This window comes from Alcaligenes phenolicus (assembly GCF_032063905.1).
Classification (GTDB): domain Bacteria; phylum Pseudomonadota; class Gammaproteobacteria; order Burkholderiales; family Burkholderiaceae_B; genus Alcaligenes; species Alcaligenes phenolicus.
Genome location: NZ_DAMBOE010000001.1, coordinates 1 through 25,054, shown reverse-complemented (window position 1 = coordinate 25,054; position 25,054 = coordinate 1). Strand labels below are relative to the sequence as shown.

Annotated in this window: 29 protein-coding genes; 14 read left to right on the top strand and 15 right to left on the bottom strand. The window is 56.4% G+C overall.

What is annotated here, in order from left to right; genetic code table 11:
- Positions 1–115: 115 nt before the first annotated feature.
- From phaP to U2949_RS00130, 4 genes are all read right to left on the bottom strand, one after another.
- Positions 116–715, bottom strand: a complete 600-nt coding sequence (phaP, locus tag U2949_RS00145) for a TIGR01841 family phasin (RefSeq protein WP_009460089.1) — start codon at positions 713–715, stop codon at positions 116–118.
- Between the two features lie 244 nt (positions 716–959).
- Positions 960–1,709 carry an IclR family transcriptional regulator gene (locus U2949_RS00140; RefSeq protein ID WP_009460091.1) on the bottom strand — a complete coding sequence of 250 codons (750 nt, stop codon included), beginning with the start codon at positions 1,707–1,709 and terminating at the stop codon, positions 960–962.
- A 121-nt stretch (positions 1,710–1,830) separates the two neighbouring features.
- Positions 1,831–2,640: a competence/damage-inducible protein A gene (locus U2949_RS00135; RefSeq protein ID WP_257723629.1), complete on the bottom strand. Its 810-nt coding sequence runs from the start codon at positions 2,638–2,640 to the stop codon at positions 1,831–1,833.
- Positions 2,630–3,448, bottom strand: coding sequence for an EI24 domain-containing protein (locus tag U2949_RS00130; protein WP_035271921.1), 819 nt, complete (start codon positions 3,446–3,448; stop codon positions 2,630–2,632). The genes U2949_RS00135 and U2949_RS00130 overlap by 11 nt, the downstream gene beginning before the upstream one ends.
- A 73-nt stretch (positions 3,449–3,521) precedes the next feature.
- On the opposite strand from U2949_RS00130, the gene U2949_RS00125 reads away from it, so the two are divergent.
- The gene (locus U2949_RS00125) at positions 3,522–3,911 is read left to right on the top strand and encodes a thioredoxin family protein (protein ID WP_026484745.1); all 390 of its coding nucleotides are present in this window, start codon (positions 3,522–3,524) and stop codon (positions 3,909–3,911) included.
- Here U2949_RS00125 and U2949_RS00120 read toward each other — a convergent pair.
- The 3 genes from U2949_RS00120 to U2949_RS00110 form a co-directional block, all read right to left on the bottom strand.
- A complete protein-coding gene (locus tag U2949_RS00120) occupies positions 3,891–5,264 on the bottom strand; it encodes a DEAD/DEAH box helicase (protein WP_026484744.1) in 1,374 nt (457 codons plus the stop codon). The two genes, U2949_RS00125 and U2949_RS00120, sit on opposite strands and share 21 nt — an antisense overlap.
- 114 nt (positions 5,265–5,378) lie before the next feature.
- Positions 5,379–5,714: an AzlD domain-containing protein gene (locus U2949_RS00115; RefSeq protein ID WP_026484743.1), complete on the bottom strand. Its 336-nt coding sequence runs from the start codon at positions 5,712–5,714 to the stop codon at positions 5,379–5,381.
- Positions 5,714–6,400: an AzlC family ABC transporter permease gene (locus U2949_RS00110; protein WP_009460096.1), complete on the bottom strand. Its 687-nt coding sequence runs from the start codon at positions 6,398–6,400 to the stop codon at positions 5,714–5,716. Before U2949_RS00110 ends, U2949_RS00115 begins: the two co-directional genes overlap by 1 nt.
- A 286-nt stretch (positions 6,401–6,686) precedes the next feature.
- Here U2949_RS00110 and U2949_RS00105 point away from each other — a divergent pair, with 286 nt between their 5' ends.
- Together U2949_RS00105 and U2949_RS00100 are read left to right on the top strand one after the other, a co-directional pair.
- On the top strand, positions 6,687–6,899 hold the full coding sequence (locus U2949_RS00105) for a zinc-finger domain-containing protein (RefSeq protein ID WP_026484742.1): 213 nt from the start codon (positions 6,687–6,689) through the stop codon (positions 6,897–6,899).
- A gap of 66 nt (positions 6,900–6,965) precedes the next feature.
- Complete coding sequence (locus U2949_RS00100) at positions 6,966–8,096, top strand: YheT family hydrolase (protein ID WP_238399608.1); 1,131 nt, start codon at positions 6,966–6,968, stop codon at positions 8,094–8,096.
- 28 nt (positions 8,097–8,124) lie between these two features.
- Here the strand turns inward: U2949_RS00100 and U2949_RS00095 are convergent, their stop codons facing one another.
- The 4 genes from U2949_RS00095 to U2949_RS00080 all read right to left on the bottom strand — a co-directional run bounded on the left by U2949_RS00095 (position 8,125) and on the right by U2949_RS00080 (position 11,646).
- On the bottom strand, positions 8,125–9,618 hold the full coding sequence (locus U2949_RS00095) for a M48 family metalloprotease (RefSeq protein WP_257723631.1): 1,494 nt from the start codon (positions 9,616–9,618) through the stop codon (positions 8,125–8,127).
- 17 nt (positions 9,619–9,635) lie between these two features.
- A complete protein-coding gene (locus tag U2949_RS00090; protein WP_321285446.1) occupies positions 9,636–10,490 on the bottom strand; it encodes a cytochrome c oxidase assembly protein in 855 nt (284 codons plus the stop codon).
- Between the two features lie 30 nt (positions 10,491–10,520).
- Positions 10,521–10,856 carry a hypothetical protein gene (locus tag U2949_RS00085; RefSeq protein WP_003803097.1) on the bottom strand — a complete coding sequence of 112 codons (336 nt, stop codon included), beginning with the start codon at positions 10,854–10,856 and terminating at the stop codon, positions 10,521–10,523.
- Between the two features lie 340 nt (positions 10,857–11,196).
- Positions 11,197–11,646, bottom strand: a complete 450-nt coding sequence (locus U2949_RS00080; protein WP_257723632.1) for a hypothetical protein — start codon at positions 11,644–11,646, stop codon at positions 11,197–11,199.
- Positions 11,647–11,772: 126 nt separating this feature from the next.
- Between U2949_RS00080 and U2949_RS00075 the strand changes: the two genes are divergently transcribed.
- The 6 genes from U2949_RS00075 to ruvA all read left to right on the top strand — a co-directional run bounded on the left by U2949_RS00075 (position 11,773) and on the right by ruvA (position 17,086).
- Positions 11,773–12,933 (top strand): FAD-dependent monooxygenase, encoded by a 1,161-nt coding sequence (locus U2949_RS00075; protein WP_035275359.1) that lies wholly within the window; start codon positions 11,773–11,775, stop codon positions 12,931–12,933.
- Between the two features lie 96 nt (positions 12,934–13,029).
- The gene (gene dusB / locus U2949_RS00070; RefSeq protein WP_021446962.1) at positions 13,030–14,025 is read left to right on the top strand and encodes a tRNA dihydrouridine synthase DusB; all 996 of its coding nucleotides are present in this window, start codon (positions 13,030–13,032) and stop codon (positions 14,023–14,025) included.
- A gap of 55 nt (positions 14,026–14,080) precedes the next feature.
- Positions 14,081–14,320: a helix-turn-helix domain-containing protein gene (locus U2949_RS00065; protein ID WP_003803089.1), complete on the top strand. Its 240-nt coding sequence runs from the start codon at positions 14,081–14,083 to the stop codon at positions 14,318–14,320.
- A 26-nt stretch (positions 14,321–14,346) separates the two neighbouring features.
- Positions 14,347–15,939: a bifunctional phosphoribosylaminoimidazolecarboxamide formyltransferase/IMP cyclohydrolase gene (purH, locus tag U2949_RS00060; RefSeq protein WP_321285443.1), complete on the top strand. Its 1,593-nt coding sequence runs from the start codon at positions 14,347–14,349 to the stop codon at positions 15,937–15,939.
- Position 15,940: 1 nt separating this feature from the next.
- On the top strand, positions 15,941–16,486 hold the full coding sequence (gene ruvC / locus U2949_RS00055) for a crossover junction endodeoxyribonuclease RuvC (RefSeq protein WP_003803085.1): 546 nt from the start codon (positions 15,941–15,943) through the stop codon (positions 16,484–16,486).
- Positions 16,487–16,504: 18 nt separating this feature from the next.
- Positions 16,505–17,086 carry a Holliday junction branch migration protein RuvA gene (gene ruvA, locus U2949_RS00050; RefSeq protein WP_026484735.1) on the top strand — a complete coding sequence of 194 codons (582 nt, stop codon included), beginning with the start codon at positions 16,505–16,507 and terminating at the stop codon, positions 17,084–17,086.
- Between the two features lie 70 nt (positions 17,087–17,156).
- Here ruvA and U2949_RS00045 read toward each other — a convergent pair whose 3' ends face one another.
- Positions 17,157–18,116, bottom strand: a complete 960-nt coding sequence (locus U2949_RS00045) for a threo-3-hydroxy-L-aspartate ammonia-lyase (protein WP_321285441.1) — start codon at positions 18,114–18,116, stop codon at positions 17,157–17,159.
- 201 nt (positions 18,117–18,317) lie between these two features.
- On the opposite strand from U2949_RS00045, the gene ruvB reads away from it, so the two are divergent.
- Positions 18,318–19,388 (top strand): Holliday junction branch migration DNA helicase RuvB, encoded by a 1,071-nt coding sequence (gene ruvB, locus U2949_RS00040; protein WP_003803078.1) that lies wholly within the window; start codon positions 18,318–18,320, stop codon positions 19,386–19,388.
- 4 nt (positions 19,389–19,392) lie between these two features.
- Here the strand turns inward: ruvB and U2949_RS00035 are convergent, their stop codons facing one another.
- Positions 19,393–20,145: a hypothetical protein gene (locus U2949_RS00035; RefSeq protein WP_257723636.1), complete on the bottom strand. Its 753-nt coding sequence runs from the start codon at positions 20,143–20,145 to the stop codon at positions 19,393–19,395.
- Positions 20,146–20,280: 135 nt separating this feature from the next.
- Positions 20,281–21,339 carry a dihydroorotase gene (gene pyrC / locus U2949_RS00030; RefSeq protein ID WP_321285439.1) on the bottom strand — a complete coding sequence of 353 codons (1,059 nt, stop codon included), beginning with the start codon at positions 21,337–21,339 and terminating at the stop codon, positions 20,281–20,283.
- A gap of 319 nt (positions 21,340–21,658) precedes the next feature.
- Here pyrC and U2949_RS00025 point away from each other — a divergent pair, with 319 nt between their 5' ends.
- The 3 genes from U2949_RS00025 to U2949_RS00015 all read left to right on the top strand — a co-directional run bounded on the left by U2949_RS00025 (position 21,659) and on the right by U2949_RS00015 (position 24,087).
- On the top strand, positions 21,659–21,937 hold the full coding sequence (locus U2949_RS00025) for an SWIB/MDM2 domain-containing protein (RefSeq protein ID WP_009459783.1): 279 nt from the start codon (positions 21,659–21,661) through the stop codon (positions 21,935–21,937).
- Positions 21,938–22,044: 107 nt separating this feature from the next.
- Positions 22,045–23,490, top strand: coding sequence for a cryptochrome/photolyase family protein (locus tag U2949_RS00020; RefSeq protein WP_257723638.1), 1,446 nt, complete (start codon positions 22,045–22,047; stop codon positions 23,488–23,490).
- An 18-nt stretch (positions 23,491–23,508) separates the two neighbouring features.
- Entirely contained in the window at positions 23,509–24,087 is a 579-nt protein-coding gene (locus U2949_RS00015) for a hypothetical protein (RefSeq protein ID WP_026484730.1), read from the top strand.
- Positions 24,088–24,273: 186 nt separating this feature from the next.
- On the opposite strand, the gene U2949_RS00010 is transcribed toward U2949_RS00015, so the two are convergent.
- On the bottom strand, positions 24,274–24,639 hold the full coding sequence (locus tag U2949_RS00010; RefSeq protein WP_009459779.1) for a DUF4870 family protein: 366 nt from the start codon (positions 24,637–24,639) through the stop codon (positions 24,274–24,276).
- 208 nt (positions 24,640–24,847) lie between these two features.
- On the opposite strand from U2949_RS00010, the gene U2949_RS00005 reads away from it, so the two are divergent.
- Positions 24,848–25,054 (top strand): hypothetical protein (locus U2949_RS00005; RefSeq protein ID WP_321285434.1); only part of this gene is annotated, 207 nt, incomplete at its 3' end.

Genomic DNA, 25,054 nt, shown 5'->3' with positions numbered 1-25,054 from the left:
ACGCGGGCACTAGCACCCTGAAGCACGTTCACTATTGGCACTGCACGCAAGAAAAAAGCCAGCTCAACGAGCTGGCTTTTTCTTTAGCGCCTGATTAAATCAGACAAGCAAAAACTTACTTCTTGCTGGTAGCAGCAGTCGCAGCAGCGGCAGCGGCTTCAACCGTTTTGTTGCTGGCTTCGGTGACTTGAGCAGCAGCTTTCAGGCTGGCGTTGGTGGCAGCCTGGATGTTGCTTTCAGCAGCATCAGCAGCTTGGCGAGCAGCCTTGACAACAGTTTCAGCAGCGTTGGAAGCCGTGGCGAAGGAAGACTTCAGCAAAGCAACAGCGCTTTCGGTGCCGGTAGGCGCATTTTTGGCCAGCTGGTCGATAGCGTCAGCAGCGTGCTGTTGACCTTGAGCCAGTTGAGCTTCAGCGATACGCGACAGGTTCAGTTGCAGATCGGAGAAGATGTCGTAAACGCTTTTGCCGTATTCCAGAGCCTGGGCAGCATTAGGCTTGGCCACGCTTTGCGACAGGGCCACAACGTCTTGCACGTCTTTGGCGTTGATAACTTGCTGGGATTGGCCAGCCGCTTGTTCCAGCGAGCTGCGCAGCAGATTCAGGTTCAGACCAACCAGCTTTTCAAAGCCTTGCAGCAATTGACCTTGAGCAGCGAACAGGTTGTTCAAAGTAGCTTGTTGGGATTCCAGTACGTTTTGTGGAATAGCACTCATGATGTTTTCCTTGGAGATACGTGGCCTGGGTCAAGCCAGCGTGAAATTAGTGTCAGTGTTACTAGACAAGGGTCTGAAGAAGGCCCGGCCCATTCGCAACTACGCAAGGCAAACCTTCTATGTTGCACCGCAACAATTCAACTTTAAGCGCTATCCAAAACAAAGTCAACGTAATTTGTTGCGCTGCAACAAAACCGTCATGGACTTGTAATCAAGGCTGGAAAAACAACACTAAAACACAGACTTAACGCTGTTTGTCGTATCCCAGCGTTTCGGAAATTTTAGCGGCGGTATTCAGCAAAACGGGAATCCAGTCGTCGTGCAAACGCTCGGCCGGAGCAGATAAAGACAGACCGGCCAAAAGCTTGCCGGTGTCGTCATACACACCAGCCGCAATACAGCGCACACCCATCTCCAGCTCCTCGTTATCGCGGGCATAGCCCAGACGACGAACTTGCGCCAATTCGCGTTCCAGTAATTCCAGTTGAGTAATGCTGTTACGGGTAGCACCGGCCAGGCCGGTACGCATGACGTAGGCCCGCACCTGACGCGGTTCCCAGGAAGCCAGAAACAGCTTGCCGGTCGAGGTCAAATGCAAAGGTGCATGGCCACCAATAGCGCGCACCACCTGCATACCCGAGCTCTCGCTCCAGGAACGTTCCACATAGACAATTTCATCGCCCTGCTGCAAGGACAGATTCACCGTTTGTCCGGTGTACTTGTGCAGCTCGCGCATGGGGCCCAGGGAAGCCGCACGCACATTCAGACGGCCTTTAACCAGGGAGCCCAGCTCCAGCAAACGCATGCCCAGTCGGTACAGTCCGCTGTCCACGCGCTCCACATAACGTCCCACCACCAGATCGTTCAGGATACGGTGAGTGGTTGAGGTATGCAGGCCAGTTGCAGCCGCCAGATTCTTCAATGCCACTGGCTCAGATTGCTTGGCCAGTTCGTCCAATAGAATCATGGCGCGTTCCAGAACCTGGATCGACATCTGACCACCATTGTTTGACGACGCGCCTGAGGGCGTAAAGGAATTTGTTGTCATTATTAGGAGAATTATGATGCAACGCAACAAATTCCATAATATGAAATGGTCGCGCGCTTGGCAAGCGCTATTTTAGCGCAGGGCTCAAGCTCCCGCCCAAGTCCAGCACCTGCTGGCGCAAATAGGCCAAGGCCTCTGCCGCCGGTTCCGGCTCCCCTTTTACGCCCAGATCAATATGTGGCTGTCCGCCCGCTTCCCCCACGCTGGGCAGGCTAAACGCTTTCACACCTGGCCAGTTCAGCTCTACATGCTCCATGGCCGGCGTAATACGCGACTCTGGCAAGTTAAAGGCCAGGAAAGAGTGTTCGACTCGATGAGCCAGATGGTGCAGTTCCCGATAGCGAGTATCCAGCGTCCACTCCATCATGGGCCAGGCCATCACAGGAAAACCTGGCATGAAGGTGTGATTGTGAATGAAAAAACCGGGAATCTTGTTGTAGACATTGGGCACAATTTCAGCACCCACCGGAAATACCCCCATCTGCAAGCGCTGCTGGTTCTCGGGCAAGGACATATCCGCACTACCCACGCCATTACGCTCATTTTCAGCACAGCGCTCAGCAATCAAGGCTGCGGCCTCGGGATGCAGCTTCAGCTCCACACCCAAAGCCTTGGCCGCCGCCTGGCGGGTTTGATCATCCGGTGTCGCACCAATCCCGCCACAGCAAAACACAATATCCGGCGTCGCAAAACTGCGCTCCAGGGTGGCGGCAATCGTATCCAGATCATCAGGGATGATCTGGGCGCCTCCCAGTTGCAAGCCCCTGGCCCCCAGCAGCTCGATCAGTTTTGAAAAGTGTTTATCGTAGCGACGTCCCGACAGGATTTCGTCGCCAATAATAATCAGACGAATAATGGCTTGATCCTTAGTTGTCATGGTCAATAAGCGTAGTAGAAGCCGCTGCTGCCTCGTGCTGGCGCAGGCGACGAAGGTTTTCCAAAGAGAAGTGGGCAAATACCAGAGCCGAAAACACAGGCAAGACCAGCCAGGCCGGTGGAATCAGGTTCAAGAGGGCAAAGATCAGACCGATCAACCAGTACTGGCTATTCAGACGGGACCACAGATATTTGCGCTCTTGCACATTCGCGTGCTCAACCAGGGAATCCACCCGCAACATGCGCGTCAGGGCAAAAACCCACCACAGCACGGGCAAAATCAGCGCGAAAGGAGGAAAAATCCATAACGGCAAGGTGACCAACCAACCCACTACAAACAAGGTCCCCACCCACACCGCGTTCCAGACGCTGTAGACCGTGGCGTTGTGGCCTTGCTTGATCAGATCGGGATAGTCTTTCTGCTGCAAATGGCCCAGGACCAAAGGCATGACCAGCACAGCGGCAATAATCAGGCCCAACACGCCGGCCAGAGGCAACAAAATGCCTAAAGCCAACAAGGGCGCCAGATACACTTTCAGCGAGAACAGGCCCAAGCCCACCAACCACTGATCCACGGATTCAAAGGCATTCCAGCCCCCCAGCAGCTCCAGCAACCAGGTTTGAATGGGGGTCCACAATAGCCAGCTCAGTAAAATCAGGCCCACAAACATGATCAGGAAAGGCATGACCAGGGCCACCAGCATGCGTGGCTGAAATTGCGACACCAAAGAACGCTTGAAGGCGATGGAGATGCTGGCCCAACCGCCAGCAGGGCCCGATCGCGATGGGGCAGACGAAGATACGGACATACTGCTCCTGCTAAGCAAAATCGATTACCCGAGTATCATAGACACAGTCGCTTCTTTTTGTCTGTATGAAATTATGGCCTTGTTCAACGCCCAACACGATCTGACCGCCCTGGCGGCCCACCTGCAAGCCGAACCCGATGCTTTGTTGATTGCCTGTTTCTGCGCCGAATGGTGCAAAACCTGTCAGCAGTATCAGCCCGCTTTTGAGGCTTTGGCCACACAGTTTCCCCAGGCTTGCCTGATCTGGATTGATATTGAAGAGCAGCCCGAGCTAGTGGGCGATGAAGATATTGAGGATTTCCCCACGCTGCTGATCCAGAACGAGAATGGGACCGTTTTCTACGGTCCCATGTTGCCTCATATCGAACATCTGGCGCGTCTGGTGCACAGCATCTCCGAACGCAGCCCGGTCGTTGATGCCGGGCCTGGGGATTTGCGCGCCTTAGTAGCGGCCGCCGCCTAACAGAACGCCCACCGAACGCTTGCGCGTTGTATTGGAGGGAGTCGTCACCGCTGGCTTGGGCGCAGCAGCGGTCGATGGCTCGTAGGGCTTGAGGAAAAACTCGTCCACAGGTGGCGTGTTCGACTGATACGAACGACGCTCACCACGCTCGTGACGGTTGGAACCGGAACGGGACGAAGCGGCAGCAGGCAGATCCAGCTTCAGACGTGGCACAGCCGTGCCAATCAGCTTCTCAATTTCTTGCAGCAAATGCTCTTCATCGGGAGCCATCAGGGCAATGGCTTCACCCGAGGCGCCAGCACGACCGGTACGGCCAATACGATGTACGTAGTCTTCAGCGTTGTACGGCAAATCCACGTTGATCACGCAAGGCATACCGGCCACATCCAGACCGCGGGCGGCCACATCGGTTGCCACCAATACATCCACACTGCCGCTCTTGAAGGCGTCCAGCACCTTCATGCGCTCCAGCTGACTTTTATTGCCGTGGATGGATTCCGCCTTGATGCCTTCACGCTCCAGATAGCGGGCTAGTTGACCAGCACCAATCTTGGTATTGGAAAAGACGATAGTCTGGGTCAGCTTCTTGGTCTTGATCAGATGCGCCACGGCACGACGCTTCTCGTCCGCCGACATGGGGTACACCACCTGAGTGACTGTCGATGCGGTCGCGTTGCGGGCAGCCACTTCGATCTCGACCGGATCATTCAGGAAGTTGCGGGCCAGCTTGCGGATTTCCTTGCTGAACGTCGCCGAGAACAACAGGCCCTGACGATTCTTGGGCAGCAAGGACACAATACGGTCCAGATCGGGCAAGAAGCCCATATCCAGCATGCGGTCCGCTTCGTCCAGCACCAGAATGCTGACCTGGCTTAAATTGATCGTGCGCTGATCAATGTGATCCAGCAGACGGCCTGGCGTGGCGATGACAATTTCAACACCGCGACGCAGGGCTTCTTTTTGCGGACCAATATCCACACCACCGAACACCACCGTCGAGCGCAAGGGAACCGATTTGCTGTAGAGCGCAATGCTCTCGGCCACCTGGTCAGCCAGCTCGCGCGTTGGCGTCAACACCAAAGCCCGCACCGGGTGACGGGCGGGCGAGGCGCTGGTCGTGGCGTGTGCCATCAGACGATTCAGGATAGGCAAGGAAAAGGCTGCCGTCTTACCTGTACCCGTCTGGGCTGCCCCCATGACATCACGGCCGGCCAGCACCACGGGAATCGCCTCGGCCTGAATAGGCGTAGGCTTGGAATATCCCGCCTCGGTAACGGCGCTTAATATTCCAGGGTGCAGACCGAAATCAGCAAACGTAAGGTCATTGGGGGTCGAAGGAGTTTTATCTGTCATGTACGCAAAAAGTCGGCTTGCCACGAGTGGCAAGCATTTGTAACAATCCTATTTTAACTTATGCCCGCCTGCCTCAACAGCAGTCACAGGCGTGTAAGTACTCGCGTCAGGATTTTATGGCATCACGGCACGTATCAGCCAGAACGCCAACATCCCGGCCACGATTACCCAAACAGCGTTACGGGTACGGATGAACACCAGCACAGCCACCAGACTGGCCAGAGCTTTGATATCCAATCGGGGGGTGTCGCCGTAAGCCCAAGGCAAAAGTTCCGGGATAATGATTGCTGCCAGAGCAGCTACCGGAGCAAAGCGCAAGGCGCGCCGCATACGTTCGGTCAGGGGCAGCAAATCACCAAACATGAAATAGCCTGAGCGGGTGAGCAAGCTGCACAACACCAACAGGGCGATTGCACCCAAAACGTACCAATCATACTGCCAATCGCTCATCACCGTGCATCCCTATGCCGTTGCAGTTGTTCTGCCGCCACGCCGGCCAGCACTCCGCCAAGCACCGCTGCCACCAGCCCCAAACGCAGGGGCAGCGCCTGTCCGACCCATGCAATCACGCTGGCCGTAATCAAACAGGCCCACATGGCACGGTTATTGACCAAGGGAATCAGGAGCGCCAGCAAGGCCAGAATGGCCGCAAACTCCAGCGACCAGGAAGGCGGCACATAGGCACTGAGCACAATGCCCGACAAGGAGGCAATCTGCCAGCTTAGCCAACCAGGCAGGATGATTCCCAGGTAATACCAAAGATGCTCGCGAGAGCCGCGCTCTTTGGAGTCGCCATACTTGGACATGAACAGCACAAACACCATGTCACTGGTGATATAGCCCAGGCCCAGGCGTTTCTTCCAGCTCAGATGACGAAAAAAAGGCTGCAAGGCCGCTCCAAAAATAATGAAGCGAATATTGACGATAAACCCGGCAGTGAAAATCAGCCACAAGGGCGCGTGGGACTCGATCAGCGGCAAGGCCGTCAGCTGGGCCGAGCCCGCATACACAAACAAGGTCATCAAAGTAGCTTCAAACCCGCTCAAGCCGGATTTGACCATGGCCACGCCCGTTACAAAGCCCCAGACCACAGTGGCAATCAAGGCGGGAATAAAGTCGATGAAACCGGCGCGCATGTGTACACGATCCTGTGCACTAGGCAACAAGGCCGATAATCTTGTGATGGCTGACACGCCGTCTCCTGAGATGTGCTGCCCGCAAGCTGTAAATAGCGGTGGCAGCTTTGCTTATGATTTTTCTTATTCTAGAAGCAAAACCGAAGCACGAACATCTTGCTCTCTTGATAAGGTCAAGAAAAAACAGGCCGGGTCTTGCTACAATCGCTAGTCTACGCACGTAAAGTTCGGCACCGCCGTTGCGTGCACGGTATTCTTACCCCTCTCATTGTTTATCAGGAATCCTATGAGCGCCGCTATCGAACCTAAAAAAGCAGATCACGAACTGATCATGGTCGGAGCCGACGATCTGCCCGTGCATTGCCCCCGTCCAGGTGGCTCGCTGTGGAACATGCACCCCCGCGTGTATATCGATATCAGCAAAACCGGCGAAGCCGCTTGTCCTTACTGTGGCGCCCGCTACCGCCTGAAAGAAGGCGAAAAGGTTCACGGTCATTAATTTCTGAACTTGGCTTCGTTGGACCCTACTGCTCCCCCCTCTGGCAATGCGATAGAGCCGGGCCCTGTGCCCGGCGCAGACGCGCAACCCTGGCGTCACACCGACGTGGTTGCCCGTCTGGATTCCAGCGCCTGCCCTCTGCCCGCCTGGCTGCCTGGCGGACACCTCCAAACTATCCACGGGGCATTTTTTGCCCGCCATCACCATATCGCCTTTGTCCGCCAAAGGATTGATACGCCCGATGGCGACTTCCTGGATCTGGACTGGACCGGACCAGGCTTGTTTGCAGACAAGCTGGCCAACGGTGCCACCGCCCAGCCCGACGCCCATCTATCCCGCACCGCCGCCCGCCGCTGGATGCAGCCCCAGGATTGGGACAGCCTGCCCAGCACGGCCGATACGCATGCCCTGGTTCTGTTTCATGGCTTGGAAGGCAGCAGCCGAAGCCATTACATCCAGGCCATTGCGCAATACTTCCGCGCCCGCGGCTGGATTGTGGTGGTCGCTCATTTCCGCGGTTGCTCGGGTTTTCCGAATCGCATGGCGCGCGCCTATTACTCGGGCGACTCGGAGGAAATCAGCTTTATCCTGAATACTGTTCGCGGCCATCTGCCCAATGTACGCTGGCACGTGGCCGGCACCTCGCTGGGCGGCAATGCCATGCTCAAGTATTTGGGTGAAGCGGGTGATGAGGTTTCCTGGTTGCAGGCATGTGCCTCCATTTCGGTACCCCTGGATCTGGTCGCTTGCGGCCGCTACCTGTCCGAATCCCGAATGGGTCGTTGGTTCTACTCGCCCTATTTTCTGAAAAGCATGCGCAGCAAGCTGCAGGACAAGGCCCACCGCTTTCCCGGCATGGTCGATACGGCCCGCTTGAACCAGGCCCGCACCATACGCGACTTCGACGATATTTATACCGCGCCCATGCATGGTTTCAGCCATGCGCTGGATTATTGGACGCGTGCGTCCAGCAAACCTTTGCTGCGCAATATCAAAATCCCCACGCTGGTTTTGAATGCCCGTAACGACCCTTTCGTGCCGCATGCCAGCTTGCCGACCATTCAGGATTGCTCGGACTCCATTTTGCTGCACCAACCTGCCGAAGGTGGGCACGTCGGTTTCATCACGGGCAGCATCCCCGGCAATATGGGTTGGTTACCCGCACGGCTGGCCCGCTTCTTCGAAACCAATAGCTAAGACAGGTTAAAGCGGGCCTGCGGGCTCATCAGGAGCGGAAACGCTCCAGCAAGACACGCTCGCTTTCAACACGCTCGCGCAATTGGCGAATCTGCGTATCCAGCTCGGACTGCTGATAGAAGTCCTGAGTCAGATTGCGCGCCTGCTGCAACTGCTCCACGGCCGTAGGCAAGGCCCCGACTAACTCATAATATTGAGCCATGGCACGTCGGGCTTTCACCCCATCACCCAAACGGTCGTACGTTTGTGCCAGCAGCTGATGCAGTTGGGGTTCATCAGGCCATTGCTTGATGCGATCCATCAAGAAAGCCTGGGCCTGATCGTTCTGCCCCAATTGCTGCAGGACCTGCACATATGCCAGGGCAACCCCTTGGCTCTTGGGCCAACGCTGCCAGGCCTGCTTGGCCAAGTTCAGAGCACCTTGTACATCACGATCGGCAATCGCAATGCGTATATCCAGGGTATCCAGTTCAGGAGCCTGAAACTTGCCTTGCGCCCGAGCCTGGGCCAGATGCACGCGGGCCTGCTCGTAATCCTGGCGGCCTTGCGCAATATAGGCCAGGCCATACTGTGCCGCCGAACGCTCCAGATCGCTTTGCGACTGATTCGAGCTTTGCAGCGCCTGCTCCAGAACACGCAAGGACTGCCCGCCCCCAGCCTGCATCACCATCAACTTCGCACGGATATACCAAAACGAAGGAGTGTCCTGATAATTACTGGCTGGCAGACCGCGCACCCGGTTACTGATGTCCGATTCACGCTGTTGAGACATGGGGTGAGTGCTGGCGTACTCATTCGCTGTCGCGCGCTCATTCAGACGCGAAGCCGCGGCCAGACGCTGAAACATCTGCACCATGCCTTGTGGCTCATAACCAGCCTTGAGCAGCATCTCGAAACCGACGCGGTCAGCTTCTTGCTCGGCCTGACGAGAAAAACCCAGCTGCCTATCCACGGCCGCTGCTTGTCCGAAAGCAGCCGCCCCCATCGCCAGATCCCCACTACCTGCCAAGGCTCCCAGCAAGGCTCCGGCCAGAGCAGCAATCAGCAAATGGTTGCTTTGCGCACTTTGGGTAATACCGCGAGCGACGTGACGTTGCGCCACGTGGGCAATTTCGTGAGCCAGCACCGAGGCCAATTCGGACTCGGACTGTGAAGCCGTGAACAGACCGCTATGAATACCGATATAGCCACCGGGCAAGGCGAAGGCGTTGATGCTGCTATCGCGCAGGGCAAATACCGTTACGGGCTGCGCCATGGCAGGACCGTACTGGGCCAGCTTGCGGCCCATATCCGTCAAATACTGATTGATATCCGGGTCCGACACATATTCGGGTGAGCGCCTGCCCTGCTCCATGATGGCATTGCCCAGGGTCCGCTCCAAAGCCGGAGACAACTCGGCACCCGACGCTGCCCCCATTGAAGGAATGCCCACAGGCTGCGCCTGTACAGGCAGCACTGAACCGAAAGCCAGCGACAAAGCCAGACACAGAGAAAGCGCGGAACGGGCGGGTTTAAACTGCATGGATACTCCCGACAAAATCAATTGGCTCTGACCATCATAGCGCTTGTCCGCTTGCGAGATTCTGGCAAACGGTGACGCGCTGACAGGCGCATCAAGGTGCCCAAGGCATACAAAAGGCCAAACACTTCCACCAGACCGGCCAGCACCCACATGATCAGGCCCCCCATGACCTGATCAGCCAGCGCATCCATGCCGGGAATGGCACGACCACATAAATCGAAAATCGGATACAGGTCGTATTCGGTAAAGGTGATGATGGCACCCACAACCATTTGCGGCACCATGGTAATAACCGGCGAAAGTATACGCCCACCCACCGACAGCCGGGCCGGTGGCGAAGGCCGACGATCCAGAATCAGGTTCCAGTACATAATCCCGCTGATAACCACAGACCAGTTCATCAAACGGTACAAACGCCAGTCCAGCATGGAATAGAACTGCACCGTAGGCAGCATCCAGATCAGGACCAGGAAAACAAACAGAAAGGCGACCAGTATCGGGTTGGTCAGGACAGCCTGAACACGTCGGCCACTAGGTCGGCGCAACCATTGAGCCAAAGCCCGCCGCCAGCTCAGCGGTAGACCCGCACGCAAGGTTTGACCGGGATAGGCCCCCATCAGGAACAAGGGGCCCAGATGATGCAAGATCAAATGCTGGGCCCGATGGATGAAGAACATGCGCTCGGCGTAATAGTCCAGGCGCGTGTGCAAGGAAAGGTAGAGGAGAATCAGGCCAATCCAGAAGAAGGACTGGCGCAAAAGATTGGGGCGGTGTACTTGCCGCCCCCGGACGTACAAAGCAATGACCAGCAAAAAGGTCAAAAGCAGAACAGGAGAAAACTCCCAAGGTGTCAGCCAGTCGAGCAAGGACATAGCAGCGCCATCCGCAAATCCAGTTGCGGTTTAGTTTATAGCAATACGCTCCCGTCCTGCCCACTTCACATTCAGCACACCGGGATAATCCCGAATCAGCCGTGCACGCTGCATCAGCTCTGCGCGCAGTTCAGGCGGGCAGGTCAAGGTCACACACGCGGTATCGTGCGTATCGGAATGGTCTACCTGAACATTGGCCACGCGGATTCCCGCGGTATTCAGGTCCGAGTAAATACGCCGCCGGATCTGGGCCAGATCGCCACGAGGGCAGACAACCGTCAAACGGGAGACGGACAAAGGGGCACGAGCACGCAGGGCAGAAGCCTGGATGCCGGCACGGCGCAAAAAGAGATCAAAAATACGCATACATTCCCCCTATTGCACATAAAAGTTGCAACACATCAGGATTCGGAAAGCCAAAGGCTTTCCAGAGAATGAAATGGCGGGGAATTTAAGGCAGCAGAACAGCCGCCTGAGACACCACGCCCTGAAATTTCCAGGACGCGGCAAGCTGTGAAGGAATCAGCGGGCCTGAACGCGCCTGGACATAGATAGGTCGAGCATAGATCGACTAGCACTGTCGCCGGGGTCGGGATTCACCACACAGCTCCTATAAAACCAAAGAACCCGTATTGTAACGTGCGCAAGCCCTCGCCACAAGGGCAAGCCTGTGAAAAACCTTTACTTTACAAGGCACTTGATGTGTTTAATACACAGACAGATCCAGCCAGCCCATATAACGATAAAAGGCCATGATGACGTGCACCAGCCAGAACAGGCTGATATTGGCAAAGGCAACCGTCGAGACCACCGCTGTGAGGACGCTGGGCCAGCCATGCTGATTGTGTTGCTCGCTTTGGGGGTTGTAGAGCGCATCAAATTTTTCGGGGCTACGCAGCGCCAGAATCACGGCCTCGATAATCCCGGCACTGACCGGCAAGATCAGCAAATTGGGGAATAACGAATCCAGCCCCTGCTGAAACACCAGCGTTCCCAGAATGGCCAGGCTGGTAAACATCAAAGGGACATACCAAAAACGTCTGCCCAGATAGCGGTGCTGTGCGCCCACCACACCTAATAGAAGAGACAGCCACGCAGCGGTGACTTTATGGCGAAAAGGTTTGGTCTGTTCAAATGACAAAGTCTGCTGAGACATGCAGGGCATCCAATCCGGGCTTGTGCTGCCAGCCATTGCGCACAGCTGTCATTTGCTTAAAGCCAATTTGACAGCCACCTTCCCGTACAATACCTGAATTACTTCCTTGCCGTCATGAGGTCCCCCATGAATGCCACCGACTACGACATCGCCATTTGTGGCGCCGGTCCCGTAGGCGCATCTTTGGCGCTAATGCTGGCTGCCCAGCACCCAAGCCCGTCACGCATTGCCGTTCTGGGGAAAAACTTCAATCTGGCCAGCACCGAACATGCCCAGGGTGATCCACGCACGCTGGCCCTGAATCACGGCAGCCGCCGCCTGATTCTGAATCAGCTCAAAGCCTGGCCCGAGCGCGCCGCCCTGATGCGCACCGTGCATGTTTCCCAAAAAGGACGCCTGGGCCGTTGTCTGATTCAAGCCGACGAACTGGGTGTACCTGACCTTGGCGCCGTGGTTCATTACGATGATTTGCTCTGGGCCCTGCATGCCCGGCTCCGGGACAGCGGTGTTACGCTACTGCCCGCTCAGCAAGCCCGCACCCACTCTGCCCCCAAACAGATTCTGGTCGACCACGATGCGGGTCAAGCCACAGCCTTAATTGCCGTACAGTGTGATGGCGTCCGTCCAAGCGGCGTGCGACGCGATTACGGTCAGCACGCCTTGTTGACGACGGTGCGCGCCAGCCAGCCTCAAACCGGCTGGGCCTACGAGCGCTTTACCGAACACGGCCCCTTTGCCGCACTGCCCCACCCTGATGCTCCCGATCTGTATGCCATCGTCTGGTGCAACAGTCCTGAACGCAGCCAATCCCTGTCCGAACTGCCGGTCGAAGCGTTTCAAGCCGCCATGCTGCAAGCCTTTGGCGAGCGCCTGGGACATCTGGAGCTGGTCTCCAAGCGTCACATCTTCCCGCTTGCCTTTCATGCTGGCCCCAGCCGCTTGTCCGAACGCCTGCTGGCAGTAGGCAATGCTGCCCAGACCTTGCACCCGGTTGCCGGTCAGGGTCTGAACCTGGGCTTGCGTGATGTCGCACAATTGTCACAGTGTCTGGCCGCCTGGCAAGCCGATTGCAGCCAGAACCCCGACCCCTTCTTGGCTCGTTACGCCCGCCTACGCCGCCCGGATCGCTGGTTGACCGCCGCCATCACCGACACCTTGCCGCGTCTGTTCGCCACCAAGAATCCACTGATCCAGCATGCATGTGGTCTGGGACTGTTGGCCATGGACACCCTGCCCTTTGCCCGTCAGCCATTTGCCCGACAGCTGCTGCAAGGAATGCGCGCCTAGGCCCACCTGCGTTACAGGCCCCGATGCGGGGCCACCCCTTATTCTTCTTGTAAGTCCTTGCCCACGAACCCGTGTCGCAGGGTTAAAATCTTCCCCATGCGTATCGGCCCCTGGACCCTTCCTAACCCTATTTTCATTGCCCCCATGGCTGGAGTGACAGACAGACCTTACCGTCGTCTGTGCAAGACGCTGGGCGCCGGTTATGCCGTCTCGGAAATGGCCGCCAGCAACAAGCGCTTGTGGGACAGCGTGAAAACATCACGACGTCTGAATCACGAGGGTGAAGCTGATCCGGTGGCTGTACAGATTGCCGGTTCAGACCCTGAAATGATGGCCGAAGCCGCTGTGTTCAATATCAGCAAAGGCGCTCGCATCATTGATATCAATATGGGTTGTCCGGCCAAAAAAGTGTGTAACGTGGCCTCGGGTTCCGCCCTCTTGCGTGACGAGCCACGCATCATTGAAATCCTTGAGCACGTTGTCAAGGCATGTACTCCCTACCAGGTTCCGGTTACACTCAAGACCCGCACCGGCTGGGATGCGCAATCGCGCAATGCTGTTCGTATTGCCCGCTTGGCCGAAGATATCGGCATCGCCGCTTTGACCCTGCATGGCCGCACCCGCTGCGACTTCTACCAGGGCCACGCCGAATACGACACCATACGCGAAGTCAAAAACAGCCTCTCTATTCCGGTCATCGCCAATGGGGATATCGATAGTCCCGAAAAGGCAAAATTCGTACTAGAGTACACCGGAGCGGATGCCGTCATGATCGGTCGAGCCGCGCAAGGACGACCCTGGATTTTCCGGGAAATCCTGCATTACCTCGAACATGGCGAACATCGTGCAGCCCCCACCTTTGGCGAGCTGCGCGATTGCATGATCGAACACCTGCAAGACCATTACGCTTTCTATGGGCAGCACACTGGAGTACGTACTGCCCGCAAGCATATAGGCTGGTATTTGTCGGATATGCCGGACTCCCGACACTGGCTGGACCAGATTAATCGTATCGAAAACTGTGCAGATCAATTAGAAGCCATTACTCACTGGTTTCAAGAATGCGACCTGGACCAGCCCTACCTGCAATAAAAGACAGCTGTGTGGCTCTTTTGTATTTAAGTACTACGTATACCTTCAGAAAAAAATGTCAACGACCAACCCACTAGAACAGTCCGTACGTGAACGCCTCGAACGCTACTTCGCCGATCTGGGCGAATCGGAGCCACGCGATCTGTTGTCGATGGTCATCTCCTGCGTGGAACGGCCTGTCCTGCAAGTTGCCCTGGAGAAATCCGCGGGCAACCAATCCAAGGCCGCAGAAATGCTGGGCATCACGCGTAGTACTTTGCGCAAGAAGCTCAGCGCCCACAATCTGCAACCCTGATTCCTAACTCTCACGTCTCACCTTCCATGAAAATCCAGACAGCTCTTCTCTCTGTCTCCGACAAAACCGGTATTGTCGAATTTGCCCAAGCACTCGCCCAACGCGGAGTGCGGCTTCTATCCACTGGCGGCACGGCCAAGCTGCTGGCCCAGGCCGGCCTGACTGTTACCGAAGTGGCCCAGCACACCGGTTCGCCAGAAATTCTGGATGGCCGTGTCAAAACACTGCATCCAAAAATTCACGGTGGCCTGCTGGCCCGTCGCGACAGCGCCGAACACTTGAAGACTCTGGAAGAGCACGGCATTGACCGTATCGATCTGCTGGTCGTCAACCTCTACCCTTTCCGTGAAACCATTGCCAAGCCTGGTTGCACCTTTGCCGATGCGGTAGAGAACATTGATATTGGTGGCCCCGCCATGTTGCGCGCTGCTGCCAAGAACCACGGCACGCCTGAAGGCGGCGCCTGTGTGGTGATTGACCCTGTCGATTACGAACGCGTGCTGGCTGATATGGATGGCCCTGCTGGTCACCCTTCTTACGGCCTGCGTCTGGAACTGGCTGCCAAGGTCTACGCCCACACCGCCGCTTACGACGGTGCCATCGCGGCTTACCTGAGCAGCCTGGCTCAAGCCGAGCCTGCCCAGGACAGCGCCCCCGAAGTGAACACCTGGCCCAATGTGCTGACCATTCAGCTCAAACAGGAACAGACTCTGCGCTACGGCGAGAACCCGCACCAAAGCGCGGCTTTCTACACAGACGGCACCATTGGCGAAGGTCTGCTGGGTCGCTACAAGCAATTGCAGGGCAAGGAACTGTCCTACAACAATATTGCTGACGCTGATGCCGCCTGGGAATGTGTACGCAGCTTTGACGCGGGCGCTTGCGTCATCGTCAAGCACGCCAATCCTTGCGGTGTAGCCCTGGGCGAAACCGCCGAGGAATCCTACCGCAAAGCGTTCCAAACCGATCCAACTTCTGCCTTTGGCGGCATCATTGCCTTCAATCGCGAAGTGGACGAAGCCGCTGCCCAGGCGATCAGCAGCCAGTTTGTGGAAGTGCTGCTGGCACCTTCCTACACCCAAGGTGCTCTGGACGTGTTTGCCGCGAAAAAGAACGTGCGCGTGCTGAGCATTCAGCCCGGCCAGGCTCACAACGCGTTTGACGTCAAGCGTGTCGGTGGCGGCTGGTTGGTACAAACACCCGACACGTTCCGCGATAACACCGAAGGCTTCAAGGTCGTGACGCAAGTCCAACCTAGTGCCCAGCAAATGCAAGACATGCTGTTTGCCTGGAACGTGGCCAAGTACGTGAAATCCAACGCCATCGTGTTCTGCGGTCAGGGCATGACACTGGGTGTAGGCGCTGGCCAGATGAGCCGTGTGGACTCTGCCCGCATCGCCTCCATCAAGGCTGAAAACGCTGGCTTGACCCTGCAAGGTTCGGCTGTTGCGTCCGACGCTTTCTTCCCCTTCCGCGATGGTCTGGATGTGGTTGCAAAAGCGGGCGCCACCTGCGTGATTCAACCCGGTGGCAGCGTGCGTGATGACGAAGTCATTGCCGCCGCCAACGAGCGTGGTATTGCCATGGTCTTGACCGGCACACGCCACTTCCGTCACTAATATGCGAATCCTGGGCATAGACCCTGGTTTGCGTCGCACTGGTTTCGGAGTGATCGACGCCCAGGGGCCCAGCTTGCGCTACGTGGCCAGCGGGACCATTGTGGTCCCGCCTGATCTGCCTCTGGCAGAGCGGCTAAAGCTGATTCTGACTCACATCACGGAAGTGATTGAGCAAAGCAAGCCCGATACCTCTGCCATCGAAAAAGTCTTTGTAAACAGCAACCCTGCCTCTACCCTTTTGCTAGGACAGGCTCGGGGCGCCGCCTTGTGTGCGCTGGCCGTCGGTGGGCTGGATGTACATGAATACACAGCGTTGCAGATCAAGAAAACCGTCACCGGCAGCGGTCATGCTGCCAAAGAACAAATCCAGCTGATGGTCCAGCGGCTCTTGCAGCTGAACGGCCTGCCTGCGCCGGACTCGGCCGATGCCCTGGCCTGCGCCATCAGCCATGCTCATCACAGCAGTGTGGTGGGCGGCCTGCAAAAAAGCGGAGCCATCACCACCGGGCCGCGCCGCCGCATTCGCGCTGGCCGGATCTTGGGTTAACTCTCCATAAGGAACGTCATGATAGGTCGCATCCGGGGTACCTTGATCGAAAAACAACCGCCTACCATCTGTGTGGATGTGGGTGGGGTTGGTTATGAAATCGATGTACCCATGAGTACGCTCTACCAAATGCCGGAACTGGGCGCGCAGGTCAATCTGTTCACCCATCTGGCCATTCGTGAAGATGCTCACGTGCTGTTTGGCTTTTCCAGCCTGAACGAGCGCAGCACCTTCAAGGCCCTGATCAAAGTCACGGGCATTGGTGCCCGCACCGCCCTGTCCTTGCTCTCAGGCATGAGCGCTGAAGAACTGGCCGATGCTATTACGCGCCAGGAGACGTCCCGTCTGGTCAAGATTCCGGGCATAGGCAAGAAAACGGCCGAGCGTCTTTTACTGGAACTGCGTGGCAAGCTGGGTGCAGACCTGGGCAGCGGTGGCGCCGTCAGCGCCACTCCCAATAGCCGTGATGATGTGCTGCACGCCTTGGAAGCGCTGGGCTACTCCAACAAGGAGGCCAGTATTGCTGTCAAAGCCTTGCCGGATGATATTGATGTGTCGGAAGGGATCAAGCAGGCATTGAAGTCGCTGTCACGCGCTTGATACGACACTGCTGTGTATAAAAAACCGGGCCGTTCATATGAACGGCCCGGTTTTTTTACTACTCCATTCATCAAGCGAGCAGACGCCCCAGGGCGGACACATCCACATTCCCGCCACTGATCAGCACACCGACCTTGCGGCCTTGCAAATCACCCTGCCGCATTACCGCCGCGGCACCCAAGCAACCTGTAGGCTCCACAACCATCTTCATACGTTCCGCGAAGAAACGCATGGCCTGAACCAGCTCGGTATCAGGCACCGTCAAAATATCTGTAACCATGCTGCGAATCAGCTCAAACGTCATGGGTGCCAAAGCTTGGGTCAGTGCCCCATCAGCAATCGATGCAGGCGGGGCAATCTTGACGATCTCCCCACTACGCAGGGACTGCTGGGCATCATCCCCAGCCTGCGGCTCAACACCATAGACTTCACAATCCGGTGCCATAGCCTTGGCGGCCAGCAAGCAGCCCGACAGCAAGCCACCGCCCCCTAATGAAACATAGAACTGCTGCAAGTCCGGCACTTCCTGAAACAGCTCCAATGCCGCCGTCCCCTGCCCCGCGATCACATCAGGATGCGCAAAGGGAGGAATCAAGGTCAGCCCTTCACGCTCGACCAGATCTTGTGCAATTTGGGCACGATCTTGAGTCAAGCGATCGTACTCGATCACTTTGGCACCGTAGCCGCGCGTTGCAGCCAGTTTGGCAGCCGGAGCATCCGAATTCATGATAATGGTAGCCGGGATACCCAAAAGCTTGGCCGACAAGGCCACCGCCTGCGCGTGATTGCCAGAGGAAAAAGCCACGACACCTGCTTTTTTCTGCTGCTCGTTCAACTGCGCCAGCGCATTGAAGCCACCGCGAAACTTGAAAGCACCAATACGCTGAAAGTTCTCGCACTTGAAGTAGACTTCGCCATTCAGGCGCTCGTTCAAGGTTGCGGAAGTCAAGACCGGTGTGCGGTGTGCCACAGGCGCCAAGCGTTCAGCGGCGGCTACAACATCAGCAAAATCAGGTAATTCCAGGGACATGGCTAAAATCTCGATTAAAAACTCCAGCCCACATTATGCGCGATGCCAGGCGAAGCAGCCTAGCGCTGGCCGGACAAATCCAGCCTGGCTGCTACGGATGACCGATTTGCCCGCGCACTCCATGAACACTGCCATGTGCCCTGATACTCAGGCGGTGGGTGCTTGGTGTACCATACTGTATATTCAATCAGCGTAGTCATCATGGCCATACATTCCGATTCGCTCTCCAGCCTGCCTTCTGAACAGCGCATCATTACGCCCAAACCCTTGTCGCCCAACGAAGAGTCCATCGAACGCGCCTTGCGACCCAAGATGCTGGAGGACTATGTCGGGCAAGCTCGGGCGCGCGAACAGCTGGAAATCTTTATTGCGGCTGCTCGCCAACGCCAGGAAGCACTGGACCACGTCTTGCTGTTTGGCCCTCCCGGTTTGGGTAAAACCACGCTGGCTCACATCATTGCCCATGAAATGGGGGTGAACCTGCGCCAGACTTCCGGCCCCGTGCTGGAGCGTCCCGGTGATCTGGCTGCCTTGCTGACCAATCTGGAACCCAACGACGTTCTGTTTATTGACGAGATCCATCGCCTGTCTCCCGTCGTCGAGGAAATTCTGTATCCAGCGCTGGAAGACTTTCAAATTGACATCCTGATTGGCGAAGGCCCGGCCGCCCGCAGCGTCAAACTGGATTTGCAGCCCTTTACCCTGGTCGGTGCCACCACTCGCGCTGGCATGTTGACCAATCCCTTGCGCGACCGCTTTGGCATTGTGTCTCGCCTGGAGTTCTATGACGTCAAAGACCTGACGCATATCGTGGCGCGCAGTGCCGGGCTGCTTAATGTCAGCACGACGGATGAAGGCACCTACGAAATTGCCCGCCGCTCGCGCGGTACCCCGCGTATTGCCAACCGACTTCTGCGCCGAGTACGCGATTACGCCGAAGTCAAAACCGGCGGCATTATCCATACCGAATGCGCACAGGCGGCCCTGTCCATGCTGGAAGTGGATCCACAAGGCCTGGATTTGATGGACAGAAAATTGCTGGAGGCCATCGTGCATAAATTCGACGGTGGCCCGGTTGGGGTAGACAGCCTGGCGGCTGCCATTGGTGAAGAACGCGACACGATCGAAGATGTGATCGAACCCTATCTGATCCAGCATGGTTTTTTGCAACGCACCCCAAGAGGCCGCATTGCTACCCTGAACACCTGGCGTCACCTGGGGCTCACGCCGCCACGCAACACGCAGGGTCAGGATCTGTTCGACGCAGAATAAGCGCTTAGCCCCGGCGAGCCCAGGGGCGGAACACCAACAGCAAGGTAATCGCAATCGACACAGCGGCAGCCAGCAGCAAGGCTGCCAGCCAATGCAAATGCGTGAAGGTCAGCGCCAGCGTGGTGCAAAACCCCGCCAGACTGCCTGTCCCCCACAAGGCCGAACGCAAAGTCGCGACCAAGCTGGCTGCACCCAAGGTTTGGTGAATGGTCACGGCGACCACGGTATAGCCAATGGGGAAGGCCATGATCAGCCCCGACAAGCTCGGCCCCAGCAAAGAGCTGCTGGTGGTCACGATAGCAACCAGAAGTCCTGCCAATGCCCCTCTGAATATCAGCAGACCCCAACCCGCCTTCGCTTTGCTGGTCCCTTTCATGCCGGCCAGACGGCGTGACACGCGCAAACTGAATGCAGTCACAGCAATAAACAAAGCCAGCCCCAACACAGGTTGCACGGGCATAAAGGACAAGAACAAGGCGGCCACCGCCCAACCAGCGACCGCACACAACAAGGTGCGCCAGGGCGACAAAGTGGGGGCACAAAGAATGATGAGCAGCAAAAACAGCTGAGTCGCACTTAGCGAATACACGGCATAGGTTGCCGCCTGCTGCACATAATCGGCAGGAAACTGCTGGGACAGAAAATAAAAACCGGGGCCCAATACCATGGGCAAGCCCGCCAGCGCACCACCAATCAAGGGGCCAAATGCGCTAACTGACCACGAAACCAGAACAACAACCAAAGCGGTGGCGGCCATGCGAACTGCCAAGGCAGACCACGCTATATCAAGAAAAGCAGTTTCCACGGAGCTATCTCGCAGTGAAACCAGGTATCAGGAACTGCCCGACTCAGCGCCAGCAAATACACTGAAATCGGGCGGCTTCCTCCATCCTTAGCTCACCACACTCCAGTCCAGAGCCTGACCGGCCGCCAGAGGAATCAATGGCTCACCCGCCATTTCCACGGACTCGGGAATGGTGAACTGGCGACGTTGCAGAGTCATTGTTCCTTCATTGACCGGTAAACCGTAGAAAGCGGGACCATTCAAGCTGGCAAAGGCTTCCAGGCGATCCAGACGTCCGGCCTTGTCAAAAGCTGACGCGTACAACTCCATGGCGTGCAGCGCGGTATAACAGCCCGCACAGCCACAGCTTTGTTCTTTGCGGCTACGCGAGTGTGGAGCACTGTCTGTGCCCAGGAAGAAACGATTGCTGTCGCTGGTTGCTGCATCAACCAGAGCCTGGCGATGCTTCTCGCGCTTCAAGACAGGCAAACAGTACCAGTGTGGCTGCAAACCGCCTTGGAACAAAGCATTACGGTTATAGAGCAAGTGATGGGCGGTGATGGTTGCGGCAACCGGGCCTTCCGCCTGGCTAACATAGGCAGCGCCCTCTGCCGTGGTCAGGTGCTCAAACACCACTTTCAGTTCGGGGAAGGCCTTGCGCATGGGGATCATCACACGCTCGATGAATACGGCTTCCCGGTCGAACAAGTCGATGCTGGGGTCTGTGACCTCTCCGTGCATCAGCAAAGGCATGCCCGATTCCTGCATCTGGGCCAGCACCTTGGAACAGTTCTTCAGCAAATCTGTCACGCCTGCATCGGAGTTTGTGGTGGCACCGGCGGGATACAGCTTCACGCCATGCACAAACCCACTTTCCTTGGCGCGAACGATTTCCTCAGGCTGAGTATTGTCCGTCAGGTACAAAGTCATCAAAGGCTCAAACTTGCCGACGTACTCGGTTTTGGCCAGTGCGCTCAAAATACGCTCGCGGTAGGCCAGAGCCTGTGCGGTGGCTGTAACGGGCGGGGTCAGGTTGGGCATGACGATAGCCCGGTCAAATTGTGCCGCAGTATGGCCCAAGACCGATTCCAACACAGCACCGTCACGCAGGTGCAAATGCCAATCATCAGGACGACGAATGACCAGGGTATCCACAGTAGGGCTCATATCTTTACTCAATATCAAACAAAGGCCCCGTGCTTTGAACCGTCCATAAAGCAACAGGTGCCACAATTGCCTTTCAGCAGGCCGAATCCATCATTATGCTACAGCTACCTGTGCTGCGCATGATTGGCACAGGAATCCCGAGCCCAAATCCATAGTGCGTTGCAGCAGCCTGTAAACACTGGAAAATCTGCTTACAGACCCGCAAAGCTCTTGCTCACAAAGGGCTTGGACGTATAGGGAGTATCACGGTATGCTGACAGACAAGTCGTGCCCTAGCGCATAACCCGCCCCTTCAACTCGTTTCTCAGGAGTTCCGTTCATGGCCAGCACTGAAAAAAAGCCTGCTACCCGCAAACCCAATGCAGCCTTCATGAAACCACTCACTCCTAGCCCAACACTGGCTGCGGTGATTGGCTCTGGCGCGCTGCCGCGTACTGAAGTTACGAAGAAAATCTGGGAATACATCAAGAAACACGATCTCCAGGATCCCAAGAACCGTCGCAACATCAATGCCGACGCCAAGCTGCGCCCCTTGTTCGGCAAGGACCAGGTCTCCATGTTTGAACTGACCAAGCTGGTCAGCGCCCACCTGAAATAAGCACGGGGTGCCCAGGCACCTCTGGCAATATCGGGCCGCGCCGCTGAGCTTTCAGCCGCGGCCCTTTTTTTATTTGGCGGCATCAAGTCCGCTGCTTTCTCGTCTCCATGTCGATTTCATTCTCTACCCCACCCGCTCAAACCCCACGCGCCTTGTGCTGGCTACGCCGTGATCTACGTTTGCACGATCATGCTGCCTTGCACCATGCCTTGAAAAGTGGTTTGCCTGTAGCCTGTGTATTTGTCTTTGACAGCACCATCCTGCAATCCTTACCCGCCGATGATGTCCGACTGGCTTTTATCTACGACAGCCTGCTACAGGTTCAGGAGCAGCTGCGTCAAAATGGCAGTGAACTGATCACGGTTTATGGGGACCCCGTACAGAAAATTCCAGCATTGGCGAACAGCCTGAATGCAAAAACCGTCTATACAAACGAGGACTACGAGCCGGCAGCCCTCGCTCGGGATCAGGCTGTCAGGCATGCTCTATCCTCACAAGGCATGGAACTGCAGCTGTTCAAGGACCAGGTGATCTTTGCGCGGGATGAGATCCTGACCCAACAGAAGCAGCCCTACACGGTTTTTACGCCCTACAAACGCAATTGGCTGGCGCGTATCCAATCTGAAAATGTGCAAGCATACGACTGCTCGCAGGGCAAATGGGCCGCGCTACCCGAGCAAGCCTTGCCTGGTTTGGAGCAATTGGGCTTTCAAGACGAGTCTCGCGCAAAACTGCTGAACCCCGCCGGTTGGCAAGGCGCTCAAACCTTGCTGGAAGAATTCGAACCCAGAATCCACGCTTACCAGGAGCGCCGAGACTTTCCCGCCAAACGAGGGGTGTCCTATCTGGCCCCCCATCTACGCTTTGGAACCCTCTCTATCCGCCAAGCGGTATCTTTAGCTTGGCCCAGCGACTCCGTGGGCGCAGCAACATGGCTGAGCGAATTGATCTGGCGAGAGTTCTATCAGCAGTTCCTGTGGCACCACCCTGAAACGGCGACAGAGAGCTTCAAGCCCGCCTACAAGGATCTGCCCTTCCCTAATCGCGAAGACTGGTTCCAGGCCTGGCAAGAAGGCCGGACCGGCTACCCGATTGTGGATGCCGCCATGCGTCAACTGAACCAGTCAGGCTATATGCACAACCGGCTACGCATGATCAGCGCGTCCTTTCTGGTGAAAGACTTGCTGATAGACTGGCGTTGGGGTGAGCAATATTTTGCTCAGAAGCTGCTTGATTACGATATGGCTTCCAATGTGGGAGGCTGGCAATGGGCAGCCTCTACCGGATGCGATGCGCAGCCTTACTTTCGCATCTTTAATCCCATTACCCAATCGCGTAAATTTGATCCTGATGGGCAATTCATACGACGGTATGTCCCCGAACTGGCTTCCCTGGACAAGCAGGCCGTGCACGCACCCTGGCAGGCCAAGCAGCTTCCTATCGAATTCAGGCTGAGACAGGATTACCCGGCCCCCATCGTGGATCATGAGACACAACGGCATCTTGCTCTGGCGCTATTCAAGCAAGCAGGAGAGCAAGAGCAAACGGATTGAAATACCTTAAGGATATTTATGTCAGACAGCTCCCGACCACCACCTCCAGCCAGTACCCCGGTATTACTGCAAAACCTGCAAACCGCTCATCCTCAAGCACAAGTGGCTATCCTTGATTTCGGCTCCGATCACGCCGAAATAAGCATGGCTCATAAAGGTGTCCCTGTTCATACCGAGCACTTCCCGGAACTTAGTGGGGTCCAGCTCTTGGCAAGCTGTTTCGCAGACTCCAGCTCGCGCGCAGCGCAGTTGGAACATGCTATCGAGGTCGTGGAAGACGCGATCATGCCAGCCAGCCTGGATCTGCGTCAGTTTATGGTGTTTGCCGCTGGGGAGTTTGCTGAAGAGCTTGGCGTCTGGCTCACAGAAGCCCAAGGCAGCGAGCAGCACACTCTTAATCGGGACATGATTGACGACCTGTTCACCCTGTATGCAGCAGCCAGCCAAGGAGCGGTCAGCCTGAAAATGATCAACGCGGGCTCTTTGGAAAATATCCATCAGCTGGTCAATAATCAAAACCTGGGTATTTACCTCTTGCTGCTGCGCGAGTGCCTGCACCATATGCATATCGAACAGATCCACCTGCTGGCACCTTAAAGGCTTCCTCAACAGGGATAAGCGAAACGCACCGCCCAAGGGCCTGAACCGGGGTGCATAGCCAAGCAGATGCGGGCCAAATCCGAGCAAGCCCAAGCAAAGCAACAAAAAAAAAGGTGCTCAGATGAGCACCTTTTAAATATTTCTTTCTGGGCTACGCCAGAACACTACTGAAATGGGATCGCGTTAGTAGTCGTGGCCCAGAGCCTGACCACCTGCCAAGGCCAACCAGCCTTTAATCAGGCGGTGGATGATCCATACCATGGCTACCAGAGCGGTTACCCAACCAATAAAGATGGTCGTCAGCAAAGCGCTCAACACCACCCACAACAGTCCCCACCAGAAAGTCTTGATGACCCAATCCAGATGGCTGGCATAAATAGTGCCCGATGCATCACCGCGTTTGACGTAAGCCAGAATCACAGCTGCTACAGCTGCAGCACCGAAGATACCTGCACTGATCATAGCCAAAGAAAACAAGCCATAGCAGATGTGCGTAATCTTGCGCAGCGACAAGCCTGGTTCAAGCTCGGGGCTAATGGGCTGATTCATTCGGTTCTCCTGAAACAAGCATTAACAATAACTATACCGAACTATTTTACCCATACTTTGAGCATTAACCGTATGACAGTGGCAGAGCTACCACCATCCAGGCAGAAGAAGCGGCGTATGAAATGCCGCTTCTATGATCCAGTCACGTTCTATGCAATTACCGAAGAAACAAGCGCTATGCGGGTCACTCATAGAGCAGACACCGCACATGCCGATTAGCGTCACTATCCGGGGCAATCAGCAGAAGAAGAAGAAGAAGAAGAAGAAGAAGTGGTCTGTCGCCGCGTCTCAACAACAAACAGTCAGTACAGCAAGAGAGGAACGGCCGACCACCTTACAGGTAAGCAGCAACGGATTGAACGTCAATCCTAGGGTGCAGGCACAGGATGCCAAGACCGACCTGCCAGGGTTGGGC

Excerpts from the sequence above, each read along its gene's own strand:
- U2949_RS00090 (WP_321285446.1), bottom strand. The coding sequence starts at position 10,490 with ATGTCCTTGCTCGACTGGCTGACACCTTGGGAGTTTTCTCCTGTTCTG.
- U2949_RS00075 (WP_035275359.1), top strand. The coding sequence starts at position 11,773 with ATGAATGCCACCGACTACGACATCGCCATTTGTGGCGCCGGTCCCGTA.
- U2949_RS00120 (WP_026484744.1), bottom strand. The coding sequence starts at position 5,264 with ATGACAGATAAAACTCCTTCGACCCCCAATGACCTTACGTTTGCTGAT.
- ruvA (WP_026484735.1), top strand. The coding sequence starts at position 16,505 with ATGATAGGTCGCATCCGGGGTACCTTGATCGAAAAACAACCGCCTACC.
- U2949_RS00025 (WP_009459783.1), top strand. The coding sequence starts at position 21,659 with ATGGCCAGCACTGAAAAAAAGCCTGCTACCCGCAAACCCAATGCAGCC.
- U2949_RS00015 (WP_026484730.1), top strand. The coding sequence starts at position 23,509 with ATGTCAGACAGCTCCCGACCACCACCTCCAGCCAGTACCCCGGTATTA.
- U2949_RS00080 (WP_257723632.1), bottom strand. The coding sequence starts at position 11,646 with ATGTCTCAGCAGACTTTGTCATTTGAACAGACCAAACCTTTTCGCCAT.
- U2949_RS00020 (WP_257723638.1), top strand. The coding sequence starts at position 22,045 with ATGTCGATTTCATTCTCTACCCCACCCGCTCAAACCCCACGCGCCTTG.
- purH (WP_321285443.1), top strand. The coding sequence starts at position 14,347 with ATGAAAATCCAGACAGCTCTTCTCTCTGTCTCCGACAAAACCGGTATT.
- U2949_RS00035 (WP_257723636.1), bottom strand. The coding sequence starts at position 20,145 with ATGGCCGCCACCGCTTTGGTTGTTGTTCTGGTTTCGTGGTCAGTTAGC.
- U2949_RS00125 (WP_026484745.1), top strand. The coding sequence starts at position 3,522 with ATGGCCTTGTTCAACGCCCAACACGATCTGACCGCCCTGGCGGCCCAC.
- U2949_RS00105 (WP_026484742.1), top strand. The coding sequence starts at position 6,687 with ATGAGCGCCGCTATCGAACCTAAAAAAGCAGATCACGAACTGATCATG.
- phaP (WP_009460089.1), bottom strand. The coding sequence starts at position 715 with ATGAGTGCTATTCCACAAAACGTACTGGAATCCCAACAAGCTACTTTG.
- pyrC (WP_321285439.1), bottom strand. The coding sequence starts at position 21,339 with ATGAGCCCTACTGTGGATACCCTGGTCATTCGTCGTCCTGATGATTGG.
- U2949_RS00065 (WP_003803089.1), top strand. The coding sequence starts at position 14,081 with ATGTCAACGACCAACCCACTAGAACAGTCCGTACGTGAACGCCTCGAA.
- U2949_RS00140 (WP_009460091.1), bottom strand. The coding sequence starts at position 1,709 with ATGTCGATCCAGGTTCTGGAACGCGCCATGATTCTATTGGACGAACTG.
- U2949_RS00010 (WP_009459779.1), bottom strand. The coding sequence starts at position 24,639 with ATGAATCAGCCCATTAGCCCCGAGCTTGAACCAGGCTTGTCGCTGCGC.
- ruvC (WP_003803085.1), top strand. The coding sequence starts at position 15,941 with ATGCGAATCCTGGGCATAGACCCTGGTTTGCGTCGCACTGGTTTCGGA.
- U2949_RS00130 (WP_035271921.1), bottom strand. The coding sequence starts at position 3,448 with ATGTCCGTATCTTCGTCTGCCCCATCGCGATCGGGCCCTGCTGGCGGT.
- U2949_RS00085 (WP_003803097.1), bottom strand. The coding sequence starts at position 10,856 with ATGCGTATTTTTGATCTCTTTTTGCGCCGTGCCGGCATCCAGGCTTCT.
- U2949_RS00095 (WP_257723631.1), bottom strand. The coding sequence starts at position 9,618 with ATGCAGTTTAAACCCGCCCGTTCCGCGCTTTCTCTGTGTCTGGCTTTG.
- U2949_RS00110 (WP_009460096.1), bottom strand. The coding sequence starts at position 6,400 with ATGCGCGCCGGTTTCATCGACTTTATTCCCGCCTTGATTGCCACTGTG.
- U2949_RS00045 (WP_321285441.1), bottom strand. The coding sequence starts at position 18,116 with ATGTCCCTGGAATTACCTGATTTTGCTGATGTTGTAGCCGCCGCTGAA.
- U2949_RS00135 (WP_257723629.1), bottom strand. The coding sequence starts at position 2,640 with ATGACAACTAAGGATCAAGCCATTATTCGTCTGATTATTATTGGCGAC.
- U2949_RS00115 (WP_026484743.1), bottom strand. The coding sequence starts at position 5,714 with ATGAGCGATTGGCAGTATGATTGGTACGTTTTGGGTGCAATCGCCCTG.
- dusB (WP_021446962.1), top strand. The coding sequence starts at position 13,030 with ATGCGTATCGGCCCCTGGACCCTTCCTAACCCTATTTTCATTGCCCCC.
- ruvB (WP_003803078.1), top strand. The coding sequence starts at position 18,318 with ATGGCCATACATTCCGATTCGCTCTCCAGCCTGCCTTCTGAACAGCGC.